This is a genomic window from Sphingobium sp., from assembly GCF_003248505.1.
Lineage (GTDB): Bacteria > Pseudomonadota > Alphaproteobacteria > Sphingomonadales > Sphingomonadaceae > Sphingobium.
The window spans coordinates 48,767-70,488 of sequence record NZ_QFOA01000008.1 but is presented as its reverse complement, the minus strand read 5'-3'; the positions used below and the strand labels follow the sequence as shown (position 1 = coordinate 70,488).

Sequence of the window (21,722 nt, the reverse complement as noted above, 5' to 3'; positions counted from 1 at the left end):
CTACAGCCATTTGAGCTTCTTGAACCGGGCGTAGAGGATCGTGCAGATCACCGCGATCACGCCCAGCACCACGAAATAGCCATAGCGAGTGCGCAATTCGGGCATATGCTCGAAATTCATGCCGTATATCCCGGCAATCGCGGTCGGAACCGCCAGGATCGCGACCCATGCGGCAAGCTGGCGCGTGATGTCGCCGGTGCGTTGCTGCTCCAGCAGGTTCGACGATTCGAACACGCCGCTCAATATCTCGCGCAGGTCTTCGACCATCGTCTGGACGCGCCGCACATGGTCGCGCACGTCGCTGAAATAAAGCCTCGCTTCGGGATCGACGCAGGGCAGGTCGAGCTTCACGAACTTGGTCGCGACTTCCCCCATCGGCACGAGGATGCGGGAAAAGCGAATCAGTTCGCGCCGCAGGTTGAAGATGCGCGTGACTTCGTCCCGGCTGAGGAAATGGTCCAGCATCTGCTGCTCCATCGCCAGCACTTCCTCCTCGATCCCCTCGATGATCGGCAGATAGCCGTCGACGATGAAGTCGAGGATCGCGTGGGCGACATAGTCCACTCCCTGCGCCAGCCGTTGCGGTACCGCTTCCAGCTCGGCACGCAGTTGCAGGTGCGCGCGCGCCGATCCGTGCCGCACGCTGATGATGTGGTCCTGCCCTATGAACAGCGCGGTTTCGCCGTAATGGATGACGTCGTCCTCGATATGCGCGGTGCGCGCGACGACGAACAGCTGGTCGCCATAGACGTCGACCTTGGGCAATTGATTGGCGTTGATTGCGTCCTCGACCGCCAACGGATGCAGGTCGTAGGTGCGCGCCAGCGTCTGCATTTCCGCGCGGGTCGGGTCGGCGACGCCGATCCAGATGAACTCCGACTTGTCCTTGGCGCAAGGGGTGCGCTGGTCGATCGGGACAGCGCGCACGCGCTGGCCGTGGCGATAGAGATAGGCGGCGATCACGGTCATGCGGCGCGGTGTCCTTCAATCCTGGCGCGCCGCTAGCAGAAGTCGGCTGCCCTGTCGCGAGCGTCTTGCGCTTCATCCCGCCTGTGCGGCGTTTCCTATGATTTTTCCGCAACCCCCTGGTCCGTTGACTTCACCCTGACATAGTTGCGCGCAAAGGCGGGGTAAGAGAGCCGGTGTGATCGCCTGGGGGATGGGGGCGGTCGCACAGGAGTGCTGGAGTTGCGCGTTGACCATCGTGACCATTGATTTCGAGGCATCCTGCCTGCCGCGCCATGGCCGTTCCTTCCCTATCGAGGTCGGCATCGCCACGATGGGGATGAGCCGAAGCTGGCTGATCCGCCCCACCGCCTGCTGGCTGGAGTGGGACTGGACGGCGGAGGCGGAGGCGTTGCATGGCCTGTCCCGCGCGCGAATCCTGTGCGAAGGTCTGCCGGTCGGGCAGGTGCTGACCGAATTGACGCAGGCGGTCGGTGACTGCCGCGTGGTGTCCGACAGCAGTCTCGACCAATATTGGCTCGACCGGCTGGCGGAAGCCGCCGGAGCCCGGCCCGCTTTCCGCATCGACCATGCGAGCATGGTGTTCGATGAGGCCGGGACGCCGTCCGCCGTCATCGCCGCCGCCATCGCGCGGGCCGACGCGCAGGTCGCCACGCGCCACCGCGCCGGGGCGGATGCGCTCTGGCTGGCGCATGTCGTCGGCCACGCCCTTGCGGACGAGCCCGTTCGCGCTCTGGAGGCGGCACAGTGAGGCCGCGACCGGTCAGCAACAATTTGTCATGCCCGACCCACAGGGCGGACATGCTCTGTCGCTAGTCAGGCTCGGGTCCTCGCGTCTCGAACCGGCGGGGCTGTTGGAGGAGAAGCGCACATGGCCCCTCATCGCGAGCCTGCCCGGATCGACGGGCGCTGAAGACAGGATGACATTGCACGAACTTGGATCCCGCCCGGTCAGCCCCCTTATCCTGCTTGCCGAAACGCAGGGGGAATTGCGCGAAACCACGCACGACCACTTGGAACAGACGGGGTTTCGCACGCTGCCCGCCACCTCCGCCGGGGATGTTTTCGATGCCTTGTCCAGCGCGCGGGTGGGCGCGGTGGTGCTGGATGCGGCCCTGCGCGGTGCGGACGGAATGGACCTGTGCCGCGACCTGCGCGAACGCAGCGACGTCCCCATCATCCTCGTCGGTGCCAATTGCAGCGAAGTCGATCGCGTCGTCGGGCTGGAACTGGGGGCGGACGATTACATGGCCAAACCCTATTCGCCCCGCGAACTCGCCGCGCGACTGCGCGCTGTCCTGCGTCGGCGCGGTGCCGATCGCGTGCGGGGCCTGCGCGGTCAGAAACAGGCGCGATTCGACGAATGGACGGTCGATTTCGCCCGCCGCGAAGTCACCTTGGCAGACGGCGCCGCGATCCATCTGACGGCCGCAGAATTCGCGCTGCTGGCGGTGTTCATCGACCACGCCCGCATCATCATTCCGCGCAAGCGACTGATGGAACTGGCGGGCGTGCGCGACGCGCCTTCGTCGGATCGCAGTATCGACGTGCTGGTCAGCCGCCTGCGCCGCAAGCTCGGCGTCGCGGGGCGCCATGCGCCGATCGTGACGGTGAGGGGGGCGGGCTACATGTTCAGCGCCGCCGTCGACCGCAGCTGACGCGCTTCAAACCGGCGCAGTAGGGCAGTCGGCGGGCCTTCGCCACCGCCCCCGACCGTTAGACACGCTTTATTACAAAGCCGCTGCGACGCAGCAAAACCGGTAGCCTATCCTTCACGATTAAGCCGGTCTTTCACCGGATCGGCATCGTCATTTTTGAAGGACAGGATACATGAACGAGCTCATCGGTCGCGTCTTCAATTTCGAGAAGCACACCTATCCCGACAAGAACAGCCTCTACAGCAAGCTGGCCAACGAAGGGCAAAGCCCCAAGGCGCTGATGATCTCCTGCGCCGATTCGCGCATCGTGCCCGAACATATCATGCAGGCGGAACCGGGCGATCTGTTCGTCTGCCGGAACGCCGGCAACATCGTGCCCCCGCATGCCAGCCAGCTGGGCGGTGTCACCGCCACGGTCGAATATGCCGTCATGGTGCTGGGCGTGCGCGACATCATCGTGTGCGGCCACAGCGACTGCGGCGCGATGAAGGCGCTCGCGACCCAGGCTGACCTGACCACCATGCCCAACGTCGCTGCCTGGCTGCGCAACAGCCACGCTGCCCAGAGGGTGTGCGAGGAAAACTACCCTGCCGACCTTAGCGCCGGTGAAAAGCTGCGCAACATGGCGCTGGAAAATGTCGTGGTGCAACTTGCGCATCTGCGCACCCATCCGTCGGTGGCGTCCGGTATCGCCCGCGGCGAAATCGCGCTGCATGGCTGGTATGTCGACATCCACGCAGGTCAGGTCCTTGGCCTCGACGGCGAAACCGGTCGCTTCGTCCCCCTGCGCGAAGGCGAACAGATGCCGGTCGCGTTGCCCCAGGCCCGCCGTCTCGCGGGCGATGCTTCCCTGGCCGTCGCGGCGGAGTAGACCATGTTGAAAGCCCTTTCCGGCGTCAATTTCGGACGCGACTTCACGGCGTCGATCGTCGTGTTTCTGGTGGCCATGCCGCTCTGCATGGGCATTGCCGTCGCGTCGGGGGTGCCGCCGGAAAAGGGGCTTATCACCGGCATTATCGGCGGCATCATCGTCGGCCTCTTCGCAGGTTCCCCGCTCCAGGTCAGCGGCCCTGCCGCAGGACTTGCCGTCATCGTCTTCGAAATCGTGCGCGAACAGGGCCTGTCCGCGCTCGGTCCCATCCTCATCCTGGCCGGCGCGATTCAGGTCGTCGCTGGCATCGCGCGGGTGGGCGGCTGGTTCCGCGCCATATCGCCTGCGGTCGTGCACGGAATGCTCGCGGGCATCGGCGTCCTGATCGTGGTCGGCCAGTTCCACGTCCTCTTCGACGACAAACCCCTGTCGAGCGGCCTGCACAACCTGATCGCCATGCCCGGCCAGATCCTGGGCCTGTCCAATCAGGATGCGGCGACCGCCTTCACGGTCGGCCTCGTCACCATCTTCGCGATGCTGGGTTGGGAGAAATTCCGGCCCGCTGCCCTCAAGCTCCTGCCCGGCGCGCTGGTGGGCGTGGTCACCGCGACGCTGGTCGCCTTCTTCCTCGGCCTGCCGGTCGCTCGCGTGGCGGTGCCCGAAAGCATCGTCGCCGCCGTGACCCTGCCGGACGACGGCCTCGTCGCGCAGTTGCTCAATCCCGCGATCCTCACCACCGCCATCGCCATCGCCTTCATCGCCAGCGCGGAAACCCTGCTCTCGGCGGCGGCGGTCGACCGGATGCACAATGGCGTGCGCACCAACTATAACCAGGAATTGAGCGCGCAGGGCGTCGGCAACCTGCTGTGCGGCTTTGCGGGCGCGCTGCCGATGACGGGCGTGATCGTCCGTTCCTCCGCGAACGTGCAGGCAGGCGCGACCTCGCGCCTGTCCACCATCCTCCACGGCGTCTGGATTCTCGGCTTCGTCGCGCTGTTGCCCTGGCTGCTGCGCGAAATCCCGATGGCGGCGCTCGCGGGCGTGCTGGTCATCACCGGCGTGCGTCTGGTCAGCCTCTCGCACGTCAAGCATCTCTTCCACCTCTACGGCCCGCTGCCCGCCATCGTGTGGGCCGCGACGCTGATCTGCGTCGTGACTACCGATCTGCTGACCGGCGTGCTCGTGGGTATCGGCCTGTCGCTGCTGGAACTGCTGCCCCACGCCCGCCGCCTCGGCCTCGACGTGCAGCAGGCCGAGCGGGGCGAGGCGCAGGAAGTGGCGTTGCAGGGTTCGGCCACCTTCCTCAGCCTTCCCAAGCTGTCGGCCCGGCTCGAAGCGCTTCCGGCCAAGGGCCTCGTCATCCTGAATGTCGAGCGGCTCGGCCATATCGACCACACTTGCGCCGAAATGCTGCGAGAATGGGTGACGCGGCGGCGTGGGGCGGGGGAGACCGTCGAACTGTTCGGCGCGACCGGACGCCTGCGCCAGATCGTTACCTGACGCGCCTTTGAAAAACTCCGGCACGACAGGGCCGCCGCGTTCCGTCGCGGCGGCCCTTTTCGCATCGTCGCGACACCGAAATGTTGCAGTCGCGCAACATGGATGGTGGGCTTTTCGCAGCTGCAAGAAAAACATCTTTCCCCAAGGGGGCGTTTGCGCCTATCCAGCACCTGTTCGGTGATACTGACGGCGCAACAGATCGTCGGGTCCCGGAAGGAGGACGGAACATTCTTTCGTAAAAGGGGAATGTTCATGAAGTATAAAATCGCTTGTGCCGCCATCGCGCTTCTCTCCAGCGCTCCGGTTTTCGCACAGGAAGCACCCACGAAGCCCATCACAGTCACCGGCAGCGTCGGCCTGACCTCCGATTACCGTCTGCGCGGCGTGTCGCAAACCGATCGCGGCATGGCGGTGCAGGGCGGCTTCACGGTAACGCACGAAAGCGGCTTCTATGTCGGCACCTGGGCGTCCAACCTGTCGGGTTGGGGCACGTTCGGCGGGTCCAACATGGAACTCGACCTGATCGGCGGCTACTCGATGCCGCTGGGCGAAGGCTCGACCCTCGACGTTGGCCTCACCTGGTACATGTATCCCTCGGGCGCCAGCAAGACCGACTTCGCCGAACCCTACGCGAAGCTTTCGCACCAGTTCGGCCCGGTCAAGGGCCTGGTCGGCGTCGCCTATGCGCCCAAGCAGCAGGCGCTGGGCAAATGGTATAACAATGCCGCCAGCTATGCGACCGGCATCCCCGACAGCCCGGGCAAGAAGAACGACAATCTCTACGTCTGGAGCGACGTGAGCGCGGCTATCCCCGAAACGCCTGTATCGCTGAAGGCGCATCTCGGCTGGTCGAAGGGCAATTCGGGCCTCGGCCCCAACGGCACGTCGGTCGCGCCCACCGGCAAATATCTCGACTGGCTCGTCGGTGCGGACCTTGCCATTCCCGGCACGCCGCTCACCGCCAGCATCGCTTATGTCGATACCGACATCGCGCGGGTCGAGGAAAATTATCTGCGCCCCAACTTCTCGGTGGTGGATGCCGACAATGCGGGCAAGTCGATCGCGCGCAGCACGGTCGTCTTCTCGCTCACCGCGGCCTTCTGATCGCACGGGCATCGGGCCGGTTCGTCCGGTCCGGTGCCCGCTCGGGCCTGTGACAAATTGTTGCTCGCCCGCATCGGCCCCCGGCGCGGTTGACCCGCGGCCGGGCGCGCCGTATCCCCCCGGACATGATCCATGTTGCGTTGACGAAATCATGACCGCTCCGTCGATCATCCTGGTCGAGGACGATCCGCCGCTGCGCACTCTCACCGCCCGTGCCCTTCAGGAGCATGGCTATCAGGTGCGCCCGGCATCCTCCGGTCCCGAAATGTGGGTCGCGTTCGAGGCGGGACCGGTCGATCTGGTCGTTCTCGACGTGATGCTGCCGGGCACCAACGGCATCGACCTTTGCCGCCAGATCCGGCGCAAGAGCGACGTGCCGATCATCTTCATCAGCGCCAAGGGCAGCGAGACCGACCGCATCGTGGGTCTGGAACTGGGGGCGGACGATTATCTGCCCAAGCCTTTCGGCACGCGCGAACTCATCGCCCGCATCCGCGCCATCCTGCGCCGCGTCGGCGTGGAGCGCGGCCCGGACGACCATCGCGAGAGCGAAGCTCATTTCGAGGGATGGAGCGTCAATTTCCCCCGCCGCGAACTGCGCTCGCCCACCGGCGCGGTCGTGGAACTCACCGGCGCGGAATTCGACCTCCTCGGCTCCTTCCTCAGCCATCCGCAGCGCGTGATCGCGCGCGAGCGCCTGATCGAACTGTCGCGCACCCGGATGGGCGACAGCTCCGACCGCAGCATCGACGTGCTGGTCAGCCGCCTGCGCCGCAAGCTCACGACGCAGGACAATGGGGCGCCGATCACCACCGTGCGCGGCGTCGGCTACATGTTCAATGCCGAGGTCACGCGCGCTTGAACCTGCATTTCAGAGGGTCGCTCGGCCTTCTTGGCCGTCTCTTCGCGATCCTCCTGCTGACGGTGACGCTCGAATTCGCAGTTGGCGCTCTCATCTACGAACGGGCGAGCCAGCTTTCGCTCCAGGACGACGAGGCCCGGCGGCTCGCCGAACATCTCGTCATCGCGCGCAAGCTGCTTGCCGAACAGCCGCGCGACGAACGGCCCGCGCTTGGCCTTCAACTCACGACCGACCGCTATGACGTGCACTGGTCTCCGGCGGCACCGCCCCCGCCGCCGCTCTCGCCCGAACTGGAGCGGATGCGGCGGCAGATCGTGACGTGGGAACCGGGGCTGGAACGATCGGGCCTGTGGCTGCGCATCTCGCCGGGGCGGCATTCGGAAATCAACGGCGGGCTGCAATTGCCCGACGAAAGCTGGCTCTATTTCGGGATGCGCCACAATGGCGGCAGATGGGCCTTCACCATCGGTCGCATGGGCATGGCGCTCATCCCGGTGCTGGCGCTGCTTGTCGCGGGCTGGCTGCTCATCCGCCGCACGCTCGCGCCGCTGCGCGATCTCACCCATGCGACGCACCGGATCGGGCGCGGGTCCGAAGTCATCGTCCCCGAAGCGGGCACCAGCGACGTGCGCAACCTCATCACCGCCTTCAACGCGATGCAGGGGCGCATCCATCGCCTGATCGACGAGCGCACCGAAACGCTCGCGGCGGTCGGCCACGACCTGCGCACCCCGCTGTCGCGCCTGCGCCTGCGCCTCGAATCGGTGCGCGATCCCGAAGTGCAGGAGGCGATGGGCCAGGACCTGGAGGAAATGGGGGCGATGCTCGAATCGCTGCTCCCCTATCTGGGTGGGGAGCAGGATCCCGAAACCCCCGTCCGTACCGACATTGCGGTGACGGTGGCCACCATCGTCGACGCCTTCCAGGATCATGGCCAGGATGTGACCTATGACGGGCTCGACCATCTGGAAATGGACGTGCGCGCGCTGTCGCTGCGCCGCGCGGTGCGCAACCTTATCGAGAACGCACTCCATTATGGCGAGCGCGCTCGCGTATCGGTCGACCGGAAGGGCGAGGAAGTGCTGATCCGGGTCGAAGACGATGGCCCCGGCATCCCGCGCGACCGGCTGGAGGAGGTGCTGCGGCCCTTTTCCCGCCTCGACGACGCGCGGCAACGCAATACGCATGGCCTTGGGCTTGGCCTTGCCGTGGTGCACAAGACCGTTGCCGCCGAAGGCGGTCGCCTGACGCTCGCCAACCGCCCGGAGGGCGGGCTGCGGGCGGAAATCTGCCTCATCCTGCCGCGCGGCGGCAAGCGGACCTAGAAAGAGAAATTATCGATCGGCCAATAAAACCCGTTTATCGGGCAGGCTGATGGCGGGCTATGTCCCTCAGTCTGAAAGAATTGAGGCGACCATGATAGCTGACCGACCGGAGGACGACCGCATCGTCGAGGGATATTGGGACGTGGACCAACTGGTCGCGGACTTGAGCGCCGCGCGCGCCCGCTGGCGCCAGGCGCAGCAGCATCACGCCGAATATGGCGCGGAAGGCTTTCCCTCGCGCGACAATCTGACCAAGATCATGCAGGCGCTGTGCGGTGCGCTCTTCCCGCTGCGCCTCGGCCCCAGTTTCGTGCGCCTCCATAATGAGGACGCGTTCGTCGCCGAAACGCTCCAGACGGTGCTGAGCCGCCTCTACGGCCAGATCCGCCTCGAACTCATCTACGCGCTGAAGGACGAGCCTGCGCAGATCGTGGACGCAGAAGCCGCGCGCATCATCGGCGGCTTCGCGCAAAGCCTGCCGGGTCTGCGCGAACTGCTCGACACGGACGTGGACGCGGCCTTCCTCGGCGATCCTGCCGCGCGCAGCGTCGATGAAGTGCTGATCTGCTACCCCTCGATGCTGGCGATCATCCATCACCGGCTCGCCCACCGGCTGCATGTGCTGGGCGCGCCGCTGGTGGCGCGCATCGTGTCGGAAATCGCGCATGGCAAGACCGGGATCGACATCCATCCCGGCGCGCGTATCGGCCACAGCTTCTTCATCGACCATGGCACCGGCGTCGTCATCGGCGAAACCGCCATCGTGGGCGACCGGGTGCGGCTGTATCAGGGCGTGACGCTGGGCGCGCGCAGCTTTCCATCGGACGAAAAGGGGCGGTTGGAAAAGGCCGTGCCCCGCCACCCGATCATCGAGGACGACGTGGTGATCTACGCCGGGGCGACGGTCCTGGGGCGCATCATCGTGGGCAGTCGCTCGGTCATCGGCGGCAATGTCTGGCTGACCGACAGCGTGCCTGCGGACAGCAACGTCCGGCAGGCCAAGGCGCAATATGAAGTCACCAGCCGTGTCGAAGTGTCCGCCCCGCACCGCGTCCATGCCATGGTCGAAGGCACGGACGGGGTGGGGGAGAATATCTGACTATCGCGCAGCGCAACTGTCGCCATCGCCCGCGATGAGGTCGAGGCAGCGGCCGTCGATCTCGACCGCGGGCACCGGCAGGCGGATCAGCGCGGCGAGCGTTGGCATGATGTCCACCGTCTCGACGCCCAGCGGCTGCTCGAAATGCCGGATACCCTTGCGCCAGAACAGGATCGGCACGCGGCGGTCGGTGTCCCACGGCGACCCGTGCGTGGCGACGCTCCCCATCACCGCCTGCTCGGGGATCGACATGACGCGGGGTTTCAGCAGCAGCAGCAGGTCGCCCGACCGCTCGGGATCGAAGCTCGCCCGCGCTTCCTGAAGCAGCGTCCAGCTTTCGGGCGGGCCTGAAGGGGACGGCGCGGCGGCGATCTGCGCCTTGGTGAACACCGTTTCGACCTGCGGATGCGCACGCAACAGCTTGAGCGTTTCGGCCTCCACCCGCGCGCGCTGCGCGGGGGTCAGCCCCTTGTCGAAATAAAGGTCGCCCGCAGGACCGTCGCCCCAGATGACTTTCCTGCCTGCCAGGCCCGCCTTCGCCGCCACGGCGTCCGACAATGCCTTGGGCGTCAGCGCCATGTCGACGCGCTGCTCCATCGGCATGGCGTTCATCCGGTGCCGCTCGGGCAGGTCGTGGCCGCCATGGTCGGCGGTCAGCACCACCACATAGTCGATGCCGTCCTTGTCCAATCGGTCGAAGAACGCGCCCAGTTCCTTGTCCAGCCGGTCGACCTGAATGCAGCTTTCCGTGCCTTCGGTGCCGTAGGTGTGGCCGATATAGTCGGTCGCCGACAGCCCGATGGAAATAATGTCGGTCTGCGCCTGCTTGCCAAGGTCCATGGTCTCGATCGCGGCGGCGGCGAAGGCCAGCGTCATCGCGTCCTGTTCGGGCGATATGCGAAAGCCCTTATAATCGCCCGCCGCCCGCGCGAAACGACCGGTGCCGACGGTGCGGTCGCCTGCACGCACCGGGAAGTCCTTGGCCGCGCACTGCATGGGCATGTCGAAGCCCGCATTGGCCTTCGCCAGTCGCTGCGCCAGCACGGCGTTCACCTTCGCCACCAGCGGCGGCGTCGCGACGCCCTTGTAGCTCACATAGCCTTGCGGACCGCCCAGCCACCAGACCTGATCGGCGGTCGGCCCGGCCATCATGATCGCCGCGCGGTCCTTGCCCGATACGGACACCACCCGTGTCGCCGGGTTGGCGGCCTTCATCCGCCCGCCCAGAGTCGGCACGCGCAGATGGATGGGCGACGCTTCATATTTGTCGCTGCTGCTGCCCGGCTTCGTTTCGTCCTCCGCGCAATAGACTGCCTTGTCGGCGCGCGCGGTCGACAGATCGAACCAGGTGTTGGCGATGATCCCGGTGCGGGACGGACGGCTGCCGGTCAGGATGGTCGAGTGTCCGGGGCAGGTCTCCGTCGCGGCATGGCTCTGGTAACCGCGCGGGAAGACGACGCCGCCCTGCGCCAGTCGCTTGAGGCCGCCGGTATAATATTGCCGATATTCGCTGAACAGATCGGCGGAAAACTGATCGACGCTGATCGCGACGATCAGCTTGGGCGGGGACGCGGGCATGGCCGTCGCCACCACGGGCGCGGGTGAGGGTTCCTGCGCCGCCAGCGGCATGGCAGTGGCGATCAGCAGGGCGGCGGCGACTTTTTTCAGCATGACTATGACCTTCCGGTGCCTTGACGGCGGGTGGGGAGCGACCTAGCCCGGCAACAACCACCCGACCAGAGGTCCGATGCGGATTTTTCAAGTCATAATGATGACGCTCGCGCTGCTGGCGGGCTTGCCGCAGGCGCATGCGCAGGGCGCTTTCGGCGGCGACACGCCGCATATCGCCGCGCGCCTCGTCGCCGAAAGCGACACGCCGCGCGCCGGGGCGACGAGCGCCATCGCCTTTGCCATGACGCCGGAAAAGGGCTGGCACGGCTATTGGGAAAATCCCGGCGACGCAGGGCTCGGGATGGCGGTCGAATGGACCTTGCCCAAGGGCGTGAGCGTCGGGCCGCTGCGTTATCCGGTGCCCGAAACGCTGATCGTTTCGGGCCTGATGAACCATGTCTACGAAGGCCCTTATGCGATCCTTTCGGCCCTGACGCTCGCGCCGGGAATCGCGCCGGGGACGCGGCTGCCGATCCGGGCGAAGGCGAACTGGCTTGCCTGCACCGACAAGGTGTGCGTGCCGCAGAGCGGCGAACTGGCTCTCGATCTGGTGGCGGGCGACGGCAATGTTTCGATATCGAAACGATCTACGTTCGACGCCTGGCGCACGCATCTGCCGCGCCCCCTGGGATCGCCTGCGACCTACGCGGTCAAGGACGGCAAGCTCCGCCTGTCGGTGCCGTTTCCGGCCAGCGCGCAGGCCAGCGACGTGCATCTCTTCCCGCTGGCCGAAGGGCTGGCCCGCTACGCCGCGCCGCAGACGGTAACGCGGCAGGGCGACCGGCTGCTGGTGGAAACCGACGCCGCGCAACCCGCCAGGGGCGGGACGGTGCAGGCGGTCCTGCGCACCGGCGATCATGTCGGCTTCCTCCTCACCGCCCGTCCCGGCCCGGTGGAGGGAGGAACCGGCGCGTCGGATGCAGGACAGGCAGGCGCGATCCTCGCCGCGCTGGGTGGCGCGCTGCTGGGCGGGTTGCTGCTCAACATCATGCCCTGCGTCTTCCCGATCCTGGGTCTCAAGGCCATGAAACTCGCCAAGGCGGGCGGCGACGAGCGCATCGTGCGGCGAGAGGCGCTGGCCTATGCCGCCGGGATCGTCCTCACCTGTCTCGTGCTCGGGGGCGTCCTTCTGGCCCTGCGCGCGGCAGGCGGAGCGGTCGGCTGGGCGTTTCAGTTGCAGGATCCGCGCATCATCCTCGCGCTGCTGCTGCTGGTGACCGGGATCGCCTTCAATCTGGCCGGGCTGTTCGAATTGCGAGCCTATGGCGGCGGCGAGGGGCTGGCGGGGCGGAGCGGTCTTGCCGGTGCCTTCTGGACCGGCGCGCTCGTCGCCTTCGTCGCGACGCCCTGCACCGGCCCGTTCATGGCCGCCGCGATGGGGGCGGCGCTGCTGCTGCCGCTCGCCGCCGCGCTCGCCATCTTCGCGGGCCTCGGCCTCGGTCTCGCTTTGCCTTTCCTGCTGCTCGCCTACATCCCGGCGCTGCGCCGCCGCCTGCCCAGGCCCGGCGCATGGATGGGTCGCTTCCAAAGGATACTCAGCGTCCCCATGTTCCTGACCGCCATCGGTCTCGCCTGGCTGCTGGGGCAGCAGCGCGGCGTGTCGGGGATGACGATCGGCCTCCTCGCCGCGCTTCTCCTCGCGTTCCTCCTCTGGTGGCTGGGCGGCCGCCAGCATCGGGGACAAGGCGGGGGATGGCCCGTGGCGCTCGCCGCGCTCGCGCTGCTGGCCGGGGCCGCAGCGCTCCTCCCGGCGACCGCGCCCGCCGCCGCCGCTGCGAACGGCGATGAAGCTGTCCACTTCGATGTCGCGAAACTTGCGCAACTGCGTGCCGATAGGAAGCCCGTCTTCCTCTATTTCACCGCCGACTGGTGCCTGACCTGCAAGGCGAACGAAGCCGCCGCCATCGACCGCCGGGAAGTGCGCGACGCTTTCGCCAAGGCCGGCGTCACGGTGATGGTCGGCGACTGGACCAATGCCGACCCGGCGATCACCCGCTTCCTCGAAGGCCAGGGCCGCTCGGGCGTTCCGCTCTATCTCTGGTATGCGCCGGGCAGGGAAGCGCAGACTCTGCCGCAGCTTCTCACTCCTTCGACCCTGACGGCACTGACTCGCTGATGGCCAAGGTCCGCGCCGACCAGCTTCTCGTCGACACGGGCCTTGCCGAAAGCCGGGCGCGCGCGCAGGCGCTGATCCTCGCGGGCCTCGTGTTCCTAGGCGACCGCAAGATCGAGAAGGCGGGACAACAGGTCGCGCCCGACGCCGACCTCGACGTGCGCGGTCGCGATCATCCCTGGGTGTCGCGCGGCGGGATCAAGCTCGCCCACGCGCTCGAAACCTTCGCCATCGACGTTGCCGGTTTCGTCGCCATCGATGTCGGCTCGTCCACCGGCGGGTTCACCGGCGTGCTGCTGAGCAACGGCGCGGCAAAGGTCTATGCGGTGGACAGCGGCACCAACCAACTGGCGTGGAAACTGCGCTCGGACGACCGCGTCGTCGTCCACGAACAGACGAGCGCGCGCATCCTGACCGACGCGCACATCGCCGACCCCATCGACATCGTCGTATGCGACGCGAGCTTCATCGGTCTGGCGAAAGTGCTCGAACGCCCCATCGCCTTCGCCCGCCCCGGCGCGCATCTCGTCGCGCTCATCAAACCGCAGTTCGAGGCGCTGCGCGAGGAAGTGGGCAAGAACGGCGTGGTGCGCGACGCGGCCGTCCACGACCGCGTCTGTGCGGAGGTACAGGCGTGGGTGGGCGGACAGGGCTGGACCGTCGCGGGATTGACCAAAAGCCCGATTACCGGTCCCCAGGGCAATGTCGAATTCCTGCTTTACGCCCGGCTTGGCGGATAAACGCGCCAGCTTCGTTGAGCGCCCCGATACATATTGATACATGCCGCCACCAAGGGTCGGCTTGTATCCCCGACAAAGGCTCGATAGCCCACCGCCATGCGCCTGTATTCGCCTCTTTTTCTCGCAGCCTGTTCGCTTGCCCTCGGCCTGTCCGCCTGCGGGGGCAAAAAGGAGGAGAAGCCGCGCTCCGTTCCCCTGGTCGAAACGACCGCCATCGCGCGCACGACCTTCACCGACGATCTGGAAGCGGTCGGCACCGCTCTTGCCAATGAACAGGTGGTGCTGTCCTCCCCCGTCACCGAACGGATCGAGGCGCTGAATTTCACCGACGGTGGCTATGTGCGGCAGGGGCAGGTGGTGGCGCGCATGTCGGTGGCGCAGGAAAAGGCCGAACTGGCCGCCGCGCAGGCGCAGGCCAACCAGGCGCAGCAGCAGCTTGCCCGTATCCAGGAACTCAAGACCCGCGGCTTTGCCACTGCCGCCTCGCTCGATCAGCAGATGGCGATCGCCAACGCGGCGAAGGCGTCGGCGGACCAGTCGCGCGCCGCCATCGCCGACCGCGTCGTGCGCGCGCCCTTTTCGGGCTATGTCAGCTTGCGCACCATATCGGCGGGCGCGATCATCCCCGCCGGGACGGCCATCGCCACCGTCAGCGACATCGCGCGCATCAAGCTCGACTTCACCGTCCCCGAAACCCGCCTGTCGACCCTGCGCGAGGGCATGACGATCAAGGCGGTGTCGGCGGCATGGCCGGAACGCCCGTTCAACGGCACCATCGCCACCATCGATCCGGTGATCGACCCCGCGACCCGCGCGGTGCGCGTCCGCGCTATCCTGCCCAATCCCGACCGTCGGCTGAAGCCCGGCATGTTGCTGACGGTCAGCGTCCTGTCGCGGCGGCGCCAGTCGCTGGCCGTGCCCGAACTGTCGGTCGTGGGCGATGGCGAGGACCGCTTCGTCTTCCTGCTCGAAGGCCGCACAGCCAAGCGCGTCAAGGTCGAAACCGGCATTCGCCAGAACGGCCTGGTGGAAATCACCGGGGGGCTCAAGGCGGGGCAAAAGGTCGTGACGGAGGGCGTCGTCAAGCTGACCGATGGCGCGACTGTCCGTCTCGCGGGGGACAAGCCCGCATCCGGTGCCGGCAAGTCCGGACCCGGAAGGCCCGGCTGACCCGATGCAGCTTTCCGACCTTTCCGTCCGCCGTCCGGTCTTCGCCGCCGTCATCGCGGTGCTGCTCTGCATCGTCGGAGTGGTGGGTTATCTCAGCCTGTCGGTGCGCGAATATCCCGACACCGACCCTCCCGTCGTGTCGGTCGAAACCACCTACACCGGCGCTGCCGCCTCGGTGGTGGAAAGCCGCATCACCCAGTTGATCGAGGATGCCGTGGCGGGCGTGCAGGGGATCGAGACGATCACCTCCACGTCGCAGGACGGCACGTCGAACATCAACATCGAATTCAATCCCTCCCGCGATATCGACAGCGCCGCGAACGATGTGCGCGACCGCGTCGGATCGGTGGTGGAGGATTTGCCCGAAGACGCGCTGGCACCGGAAATCCGCAAGGTGGATTCGGACGCGCGCGCCATTCTCTTCCTCGCCTTTTCCCGTCCCGGCTGGTCGCAGGTGCGTATCAGCGACTATCTCGACCGCAATGTGGTCGACCGCTTTGCCGCCATCGACGGTGTGGCGCGCGTCTATCTGGGTGGCGAGGCACGGCCCTCCATACGCATATGGTTCGACGCGGCCAAACTCGCCGCGTTCGGCCTGACGCCTGCGGATGTCGAAGCATCCCTGCGGCAGCAGAATGTGGAACTGCCCGCCGGTCGCTTCGAATCGAAGGATCAGAACCAGACGCTCCGGGTCGAGCGCCCCTATGCGACGCCGGGACAGTTCGCCGGTCTGGTCGTGGGGCGCGGCGCGAATGGCTATCAGGTGAAGCTGGGCGATGTCGCCCGGATCGAGGAGGGACCGGAAAATCCCTATAACAGCTTCCGCTCCAACCAGGGCAACGCCGTGGGCATCGGCGTCATCCGCCAGTCGGGCGCCAACACGCTGGAAGTGGCGCAGCGCGCCAAGGCGCTGATCGAGGAGATCCGGCCCACCCTGCCACAGGGGATGCGCGTCGCCATCGGCACCGACGAATCGCTCTTTATCGAACGCGCGATCGACAATGTGTACGATACGCTGATCGAAGCGGCGCTGCTCGTCATTCTCGTCATCTTCCTGTTTCTGGGATCGGTGCGCGCGACGCTGATCCCGGCGGTTACGGTCCCCATCTGCCTGCTTGCGACCTGCGCCATCATGTGGCTGCTGGGGCTGTCGATCAATCTGCTGACGCTGCTGGCCTTCGTCCTCGCCATCGGCCTCGTCGTCGACGACACCATCGTCGTCCTCGAAAATGTCTATCATAGGGTCGAGCAGGGCGACGACCCGCTCGTCGCTGCCTATCTGGGGTCGCGGCAGGTGGGCTTTGCGATCATCTCGACCACGCTCGTCGTCTGTGCCGTGTTCGTGCCGGTCATGTTCCTCGCCGGGCAGACCGGCCTCCTTTTCCGCGAACTGGCCATCGCGATGATCGCCGCCATCGCCTTTTCCGGCTTCATTTCCTTGAGCCTTGCGCCCATGCTCTGCTCCAAGCTGCTCAAGAACGCCGAGCGCGGCCGGTTCGCCCTTTGGGTGGACGCCCGTTTCCAGCGACTGGAGGGCGGCTATGCGCGCTGGCTCGACCATGTGCTGCGCAAGCCGCTCTTTCCACTGCTGGGCGTGGCGGCGTTTCTGGCACTGGCAGGCTTCCTCTTCACCCGCCTGCCGAGCGAGCTTGCGCCTGCCGAGGATACCGGCGTGGTCGAGGCGCAGCTGTCCGCGCCGGAGGGCACCGGCTTCGCGCGCATGAAACAATATATGGAAAAGGTGGAGGACGACCTCGCCTTCCTGCGCAAAAACGGGACGCTCCAGAACCTCGTCATCCGAACGCCCGCAGGTTTCGGATCGACCGACGACTTTAACGGCGGCAACATCATCGCCTTCCTGCGTCCATGGGAAGATCGCACGATCAAGACGTCCGAAGTCGCCGCGATCATCAACAAGGTGATCGCCGATCAGCCGGGCGTGCGCGGCAATGCGGCCCCGCGATCGGGCCTTGGGCGCGGGCGCGGGCTGCCCGTCAACATCGTGCTGGCGGGATCGACCTACGAAGGCCTTGTCGCGGCGCGCGACCGTATCGTCGCGGCGGCGGCGGCCTATCCCGGCCTCATCAACCTCGACAGCGACTACAAGGAAACCAAGCCGCAGATGCGGATCGAAACGAACCTCGCCCGCACGGGCGATCTGGGCGTTTCGGTCAACGATGTCAGCCAGGCGCTGCAAAGCCTGCTGGGGTCGCGCCGTGTCGGCACCTATGTCGACCGGGGCGAGGAATATCGCGTCGTCGTGCAGGCGGAGGATCGGGGCCGCCGCACGCTCGCCGACCTGGAACGCATCAATGTGCGCAGCCGCAGCGGCGCCCTCATTCCCCTGTCGGCGCTCGTCACCGTGCGGGAAGTGGCAGGACCGCGCCAGCTCAACCGCTATAACAAGCTGCGGGCGATCACCCTGACCGCCGCGCTCGCGCCGGGCACCTCGCTGGGCGAAGCGCTCGGCTTCCTGGAGGATCAGGCGCGCCGGTCTCCCGAAGTGCTCGCCATCGGCTATCGCGGCGAAAGCCAGTCGCTGCGCGAAACGGGCGGCGCGATCTGGATGGTCTTCGGCCTCACCATCCTCATCGTCTATCTATTGCTTGCCGCCCAGTTCGAAAGCTTCGTCCATCCCGGCGTCATCATCGCCACCGTGCCGCTCGCGGTGGCGGGCGGCGCGCTGGGGCTGGCGCTGACCGGCGGATCGATCAACCTCTACAGCCAGATCGGCATCGTCATGCTCGTCGGCCTCGCGGCGAAGAACGGCATCCTCATCGTCGAATTCGCCAACCAGCTGCGCGACGAGGGGCTGGACATCGCGCAGGCCATCCGCGAGGCGGCCCGGCGCCGCCTGCGGCCCATTCTCATGACCTCGATCGCGACGGTGATCGGCGCCGTTCCGCTCGTCCTGCGGGGCGGGGCGGGCGCGGCGGCGCGCAATTCGATCGGCGTCGTCATCGTGTTCGGCGTCAGCCTGGCGACGCTCATCACGCTGTTCCTCATTCCGATCTTCTATTCGCGCGTTGCCAAGCGCACGGTTTCTCCGCAAACCGTCAGCCGCAAGCTGGATGGGGCCTTGACGGATTCGCCCGATCCGGCGGAGTGACATTGGGGGGAGTGTTGCCGTCCATGAATGAAATCGCGTCCCAGGGCCAGTTGCGCCTCGCCTATCTTCGCTGGGCTTTGGTCACGGTGCCCGCCATCGTGTTCCTGGGCTTCCTGTCGGGCCGGATGGCCAATAGCGGCTATGGCAATCGCTGGTTCGATGCGTTGGAAAAGCCCGCATCGATGCCGCCCGGCTGGCTGTTCGGCGTCGCGTGGACGATCCTCTACATCCTCATGGGGCTGGCCTTCGCCATCGTCCTCCACGCCCGGGGCGCAAAGGGGCGGGGCGCGGGGATCGCGCTGTTCCTCGTGCAACTCGTCATGAACCTCGCCTGGTCGCCGCTCTTCTTCCGCGCGCATCAGGTGGGAGGCGCGCTGCTGCTGATCGTCGCGCTGCTGGCGGTCGCGGCGTTGACTGCCGCGCTCTTCTGGCGCATCCGCCGCGTCGCCGGGCTGCTGCTGGTGCCCTATCTCGCCTGGCTGGCCTTCGCGTCCTTCCTCAACTATGAGATCGCCCGACTGAATCCCGACGCCCGGACCCTTGTGGCTCCGGCGCTCAGGACCCAATTATAACCGAGTGGGCGTTCCTGCCCGCGCAGGAAGGATAGTGCAATGCAGAGCGAAAACCGCTTTTTCGACGATCTGGCCAAGCTGGTGAACGGTGCCGCCGGAACCGTGGCGGGGATGACGCGCGAATTCGAATCCAACGCGCGGGAACGGGCGAAGGAATGGATCGGCGGCATGGAATTCGTGTCGCGAGAGGAATTCGACGCGGTCAAAGCGATGGCGTCTGCCGCACGCGAGGAAGTCGAACTGCTCAAGGCCCGTCTCGATGCGCTGGAAGGCAAGTCGGGCGAACCGATCACCAAAAGCGTCAAGCCATCGACGCCCAAGGCCGACGAGGCGGAGTGATCCGTCTGTCCTTTCGCCCCCTGCGGTGATAAGGCCCGGCCATGATGGACAGTGACGAATATGAACAGGGCGGGCACGAAGCGGCCCCCATCGACATGCTCGCCGCCTTTTTCGAGGCGCATGGCTGGAGTTTCGATCAGGTCGGCGATGACGAAATCGTCGCCAACACCCAGGGGTCGTGGGCGCAATATGAGCTGCGCGGCATCTGGCGCGACGACGACCAGGTGCTCCAGCTTCTCGCCCTGCCCGACATTCGGGTGACGGAGGAAAAGCGCGCCGTCATCTACGAAACGCTGGGCCTTATCAACGAACAGCTCTGGATCGGCCATTTCGAACTCTGGTCGTCGAGCGGCATCATCCTGTTCCGCCACGGCGCGCTGCTCGGCGCGGGCGGTACGTTGACGCTCGACCAGGCGCAACTGCTCGTCGAAACCGCCATCGACGAATGCGAACGCTTCTATCCTGTGTTCCAGTTCGTGCTCTGGGGCGGCAAATCCCCCGCCGACGCCATTTCCGCCAGCCTGATCGAAACGCGCGGAGAGGCTTGAGCGTGGCGGGGAGGGACTGGCCGGATCGCCTGTTCATGGTCGGCTGCGGCAATATGGCGGGGCAGATGCTGTCTCGCTGGCTCGATTGCGGTCTCGATCCGGCGCGGGTGACGGTGCTGCGGCCGAGCGGCGCTGCGGTGGCAGACGGTGTCGCCGTCGTCACCGACTATCCCGATGCGTTCGATGCAGGCACGACCGTCCTCCTCGGCATGAAGCCCTACCAGATGGCGGACGTCGCGGCGCGCCTCGCCCCGCTGTGCCGCCCGGATACCGCGATCCTCTCGATCCTCGCGGGCACTTCGCTTGACAGCCTGCGCGGCCTTTTGCCGGTCCCTCATGCAGTGGTGCGGGCCATGCCCAATCTGCCGGTGGGTCTGGGTGAGGGCGTGACTGCGCTCTTCACCGACGCTGCAACGCCTGCGCATGTCCGCGCGCAGGCCGAAGCGCTGATCCGTCCGCTGGGCCTTGCCGAATGGATCGGCGACGAAGCGCTCTTCAACCGCGTCACGGCATTGTCGGGCTGCGGCCCCGCCTTCCTGTTCCGCTTCGTCGACGCTCTGGCGCGCGCGGGCGAGGCCATCGGCATCCCCGCCGATCAGGCCGCGCGCATGGCGCTTGCGACGGTCGCGGGATCGGCGCAGATGGCCGTCCGCGCCCAGGCCAGCCCGGCCACGCTTGCGGACCGGGTCGCCTCGCCCGGCGGCATGACGCGCGAAGGCCTCAACATTCTCGACGCCGACGACCGGCTGCTGACGCTGCTTACCGATACGCTCGCCGCGGCGCGCGACCGGGGCGAAGCGATGGCGCGCGGCGATTGATGCCGAACAAGGAAACCCGCATGATCGCTCCTGAAACTCCCATCCTGCTGCTCACCACCGGCGGCACGATCGACAAGGTCTATTTCGACGCACTGTCCGACTATCAGGTCGGGGAAACCGTGATGGCGAAATTGCTGGAGATCGCGCGGGTCAAGCGCCCCTTCCGGATCGAAGAAGTGACGCGCAAGGACAGCCTGGAACTTGACGACCGGGACCGCGCGCTGATCTGCGCCCGTGTCGCCGCCGCGCCCGAAAGCCATGTCGTCATCACCCACGGCACCGATACCATGACCGAAACGGCAAAGCATCTCGCCGCCATCCCCGGTAAGACCGTCGTGCTGGTCGGGGCGCTCGCGCCGGCGCGGTTCGGTGAAAGCGACGCGCATTTCAATCTCGGCATGGCCTTCGCCACCGCGCAGGTCGCGCCGCCCGGCGTCTACATCACCATGAGCGGATCGGTATTCCGCGCGGACAAGGTGGTGAAGGATCGCGAAAAGGGCGCGTTCGTCCCCGTCGCGGAATGATGCGCGAAGGGGCATGTTGCGTGTCGTCGCAGCAGCCGCCACCGTCCCTGCATCCCCGCAAAGGAATGTCCATGCTCCGATCCATTTTCGCCCCGTTTGCCCTGCTGGCGCTTTGCCCGGTGACGCCGTCCTTCGCGTCCGAAATTTCCACCCATGTCCTCGACCTCGCGCGCGGCGTCGGCGGGGCGGGCATTCCCGCGACATTGGAGCGGAAGGACGAAGACGGTACATGGCGGCGTATCGCCACCGCGCAGACCGACGCGAACGGACGCATCCGTTCTTTCGGCGAAGGCTTGACGACGCCCCCCGGCACCTATCGCATCAGCTTCGACATGACGCGCTACGGCGATGGGAAGGCTGCGCCCTTCTTCCCGGAAATCAGCGTCGTCTTCCGGGCATCGGACGACAAGGCGCATTATCACGTGCCCGTCGTCGTCAGCCCCTTCGGCTACAGCAGCTATCGCGGCAACTGATCCCCGGGCATTGCGCCCGCGTGACGTAGTGGAGACGCGCAGCGCGGTGGCGGCACCATCGTTACGGTCAAGCCTCTCGCCGCATTGCCCTCGCCAACAGCCGACCCTGCAATGACAATGCCGCATTACACGATGCCACTCGCTTCAGTCGGGCGGCAGCCGAAGAGACGAAGTAGGAAAGAATAACCGGCCCGCCATAAAAAAAGAGGCGCACCGACCGTTCGGAGCGCCTCTTTCTATCAGGTTCGAAATTTACGAAA

At 66.4% G+C, this 21,722-nt stretch carries 20 protein-coding genes; 18 read left to right on the top strand and 2 right to left on the bottom strand.

Annotation, left to right across the window (positions count from 1 at the left end):
- Positions 1 to 969 (bottom strand): magnesium and cobalt transport protein CorA, encoded by a 969-nt coding sequence (locus DI606_RS05605; RefSeq protein WP_293980446.1) that lies wholly within the window; start codon positions 967 to 969, stop codon positions 1 to 3.
- 175 nt (positions 970 to 1,144) lie between these two features.
- Here DI606_RS05605 and DI606_RS05600 point away from each other — a divergent pair, with 175 nt between their 5' ends.
- From DI606_RS05600 to epsC, 8 genes are all read left to right on the top strand, one after another.
- Positions 1,145 to 1,717 (top strand): hypothetical protein, encoded by a 573-nt coding sequence (locus DI606_RS05600; RefSeq protein WP_367119459.1) that lies wholly within the window; start codon positions 1,145 to 1,147, stop codon positions 1,715 to 1,717.
- A gap of 169 nt (positions 1,718 to 1,886) precedes the next feature.
- Positions 1,887 to 2,624, top strand: coding sequence for a response regulator transcription factor (locus DI606_RS05595; RefSeq protein WP_293980488.1), 738 nt, complete (start codon positions 1,887 to 1,889; stop codon positions 2,622 to 2,624).
- A 172-nt stretch (positions 2,625 to 2,796) separates the two neighbouring features.
- Positions 2,797 to 3,495 (top strand): carbonic anhydrase, encoded by a 699-nt coding sequence (locus tag DI606_RS05590; RefSeq protein ID WP_293980445.1) that lies wholly within the window; start codon positions 2,797 to 2,799, stop codon positions 3,493 to 3,495.
- 3 nt (positions 3,496 to 3,498) lie between these two features.
- Positions 3,499 to 4,995 (top strand): SulP family inorganic anion transporter, encoded by a 1,497-nt coding sequence (locus DI606_RS05585; RefSeq protein ID WP_293980444.1) that lies wholly within the window; start codon positions 3,499 to 3,501, stop codon positions 4,993 to 4,995.
- 246 nt (positions 4,996 to 5,241) lie between these two features.
- On the top strand, positions 5,242 to 6,099 hold the full coding sequence (locus DI606_RS05580; RefSeq protein ID WP_293980442.1) for a TorF family putative porin: 858 nt from the start codon (positions 5,242 to 5,244) through the stop codon (positions 6,097 to 6,099).
- Between the two features lie 151 nt (positions 6,100 to 6,250).
- Complete coding sequence (locus DI606_RS05575; protein WP_293980441.1) at positions 6,251 to 6,961, top strand: response regulator transcription factor; 711 nt, start codon at positions 6,251 to 6,253, stop codon at positions 6,959 to 6,961.
- A complete protein-coding gene (locus DI606_RS05570; protein ID WP_293980440.1) occupies positions 6,958 to 8,286 on the top strand; it encodes an ATP-binding protein in 1,329 nt (442 codons plus the stop codon). Before DI606_RS05575 ends, DI606_RS05570 begins: the two co-directional genes overlap by 4 nt.
- Positions 8,287 to 8,377: 91 nt before the next feature.
- A complete protein-coding gene (epsC, locus tag DI606_RS05565; RefSeq protein ID WP_293980438.1) occupies positions 8,378 to 9,385 on the top strand; it encodes a serine O-acetyltransferase EpsC in 1,008 nt (335 codons plus the stop codon).
- Here epsC and DI606_RS05560 read toward each other — a convergent pair whose 3' ends face one another.
- A complete protein-coding gene (locus DI606_RS05560; protein ID WP_293980437.1) occupies positions 9,386 to 11,056 on the bottom strand; it encodes an alkaline phosphatase family protein in 1,671 nt (556 codons plus the stop codon).
- A gap of 76 nt (positions 11,057 to 11,132) precedes the next feature.
- Here DI606_RS05560 and DI606_RS05555 point away from each other — a divergent pair, with 76 nt between their 5' ends.
- The 10 genes from DI606_RS05555 to uraH all read left to right on the top strand — a co-directional run bounded on the left by DI606_RS05555 (position 11,133) and on the right by uraH (position 21,462).
- Positions 11,133 to 13,172, top strand: coding sequence for a protein-disulfide reductase DsbD (locus DI606_RS05555; protein ID WP_293980436.1), 2,040 nt, complete (start codon positions 11,133 to 11,135; stop codon positions 13,170 to 13,172).
- Positions 13,172 to 13,909, top strand: coding sequence for a TlyA family RNA methyltransferase (locus DI606_RS05550; RefSeq protein ID WP_293980434.1), 738 nt, complete (start codon positions 13,172 to 13,174; stop codon positions 13,907 to 13,909). The genes DI606_RS05555 and DI606_RS05550 overlap by 1 nt, the downstream gene beginning before the upstream one ends.
- Before the next feature lie 96 nt (positions 13,910 to 14,005).
- The gene (locus DI606_RS05545) at positions 14,006 to 15,079 is read left to right on the top strand and encodes an efflux RND transporter periplasmic adaptor subunit (RefSeq protein ID WP_293980433.1); all 1,074 of its coding nucleotides are present in this window, start codon (positions 14,006 to 14,008) and stop codon (positions 15,077 to 15,079) included.
- A gap of 4 nt (positions 15,080 to 15,083) precedes the next feature.
- Entirely contained in the window at positions 15,084 to 18,188 is a 3,105-nt protein-coding gene (locus tag DI606_RS05540; RefSeq protein ID WP_293980431.1) for an efflux RND transporter permease subunit, read from the top strand.
- Between the two features lie 23 nt (positions 18,189 to 18,211).
- A complete protein-coding gene (locus DI606_RS05535; RefSeq protein ID WP_293980429.1) occupies positions 18,212 to 18,760 on the top strand; it encodes a TspO/MBR family protein in 549 nt (182 codons plus the stop codon).
- A 39-nt stretch (positions 18,761 to 18,799) separates the two neighbouring features.
- Positions 18,800 to 19,099 carry an accessory factor UbiK family protein gene (locus DI606_RS05530; RefSeq protein ID WP_293980428.1) on the top strand — a complete coding sequence of 100 codons (300 nt, stop codon included), beginning with the start codon at positions 18,800 to 18,802 and terminating at the stop codon, positions 19,097 to 19,099.
- Positions 19,100 to 19,140: 41 nt separating this feature from the next.
- Positions 19,141 to 19,647, top strand: coding sequence for a YbjN domain-containing protein (locus DI606_RS05525; RefSeq protein ID WP_293980426.1), 507 nt, complete (start codon positions 19,141 to 19,143; stop codon positions 19,645 to 19,647).
- Positions 19,648 to 19,682: 35 nt separating this feature from the next.
- Positions 19,683 to 20,465, top strand: a complete 783-nt coding sequence (locus DI606_RS05520) for a pyrroline-5-carboxylate reductase (RefSeq protein ID WP_293980487.1) — start codon at positions 19,683 to 19,685, stop codon at positions 20,463 to 20,465.
- A gap of 20 nt (positions 20,466 to 20,485) precedes the next feature.
- Positions 20,486 to 20,989 carry an asparaginase domain-containing protein gene (locus DI606_RS05515; RefSeq protein ID WP_293980425.1) on the top strand — a complete coding sequence of 168 codons (504 nt, stop codon included), beginning with the start codon at positions 20,486 to 20,488 and terminating at the stop codon, positions 20,987 to 20,989.
- Between the two features lie 71 nt (positions 20,990 to 21,060).
- Positions 21,061 to 21,462, top strand: a complete 402-nt coding sequence (uraH, locus tag DI606_RS05510; protein ID WP_293980424.1) for a hydroxyisourate hydrolase — start codon at positions 21,061 to 21,063, stop codon at positions 21,460 to 21,462.
- The last annotated feature ends 260 nt before the right edge of the window (positions 21,463 to 21,722 follow it).

What these genes read in the sequence shown, in the direction of transcription:
- DI606_RS05605 (WP_293980446.1), bottom strand. Translation starts at nt 969, where the DNA reads ATGACCGTGATCGCCGCCTATCTCTATCGCCACGGCCAGCGCGTGCGC.
- DI606_RS05595 (WP_293980488.1), top strand. Translation starts at nt 1,887, where the DNA reads ATGACATTGCACGAACTTGGATCCCGCCCGGTCAGCCCCCTTATCCTG.
- DI606_RS05590 (WP_293980445.1), top strand. Translation starts at nt 2,797, where the DNA reads ATGAACGAGCTCATCGGTCGCGTCTTCAATTTCGAGAAGCACACCTAT.
- DI606_RS05585 (WP_293980444.1), top strand. Translation starts at nt 3,499, where the DNA reads ATGTTGAAAGCCCTTTCCGGCGTCAATTTCGGACGCGACTTCACGGCG.
- DI606_RS05580 (WP_293980442.1), top strand. Translation starts at nt 5,242, where the DNA reads ATGTTCATGAAGTATAAAATCGCTTGTGCCGCCATCGCGCTTCTCTCC.
- DI606_RS05575 (WP_293980441.1), top strand. Translation starts at nt 6,251, where the DNA reads ATGACCGCTCCGTCGATCATCCTGGTCGAGGACGATCCGCCGCTGCGC.
- epsC (WP_293980438.1), top strand. Translation starts at nt 8,378, where the DNA reads ATGATAGCTGACCGACCGGAGGACGACCGCATCGTCGAGGGATATTGG.
- DI606_RS05560 (WP_293980437.1), bottom strand. Translation starts at nt 11,056, where the DNA reads ATGCTGAAAAAAGTCGCCGCCGCCCTGCTGATCGCCACTGCCATGCCG.
- DI606_RS05555 (WP_293980436.1), top strand. Translation starts at nt 11,133, where the DNA reads ATGCGGATTTTTCAAGTCATAATGATGACGCTCGCGCTGCTGGCGGGC.
- DI606_RS05550 (WP_293980434.1), top strand. Translation starts at nt 13,172, where the DNA reads ATGGCCAAGGTCCGCGCCGACCAGCTTCTCGTCGACACGGGCCTTGCC.
- DI606_RS05545 (WP_293980433.1), top strand. Translation starts at nt 14,006, where the DNA reads ATGCGCCTGTATTCGCCTCTTTTTCTCGCAGCCTGTTCGCTTGCCCTC.
- DI606_RS05540 (WP_293980431.1), top strand. Translation starts at nt 15,084, where the DNA reads ATGCAGCTTTCCGACCTTTCCGTCCGCCGTCCGGTCTTCGCCGCCGTC.
- DI606_RS05535 (WP_293980429.1), top strand. Translation starts at nt 18,212, where the DNA reads ATGAATGAAATCGCGTCCCAGGGCCAGTTGCGCCTCGCCTATCTTCGC.
- DI606_RS05530 (WP_293980428.1), top strand. Translation starts at nt 18,800, where the DNA reads ATGCAGAGCGAAAACCGCTTTTTCGACGATCTGGCCAAGCTGGTGAAC.
- DI606_RS05525 (WP_293980426.1), top strand. Translation starts at nt 19,141, where the DNA reads ATGATGGACAGTGACGAATATGAACAGGGCGGGCACGAAGCGGCCCCC.
- DI606_RS05520 (WP_293980487.1), top strand. Translation starts at nt 19,683, where the DNA reads ATGGTCGGCTGCGGCAATATGGCGGGGCAGATGCTGTCTCGCTGGCTC.
- DI606_RS05515 (WP_293980425.1), top strand. Translation starts at nt 20,486, where the DNA reads ATGATCGCTCCTGAAACTCCCATCCTGCTGCTCACCACCGGCGGCACG.
- uraH (WP_293980424.1), top strand. Translation starts at nt 21,061, where the DNA reads ATGCTCCGATCCATTTTCGCCCCGTTTGCCCTGCTGGCGCTTTGCCCG.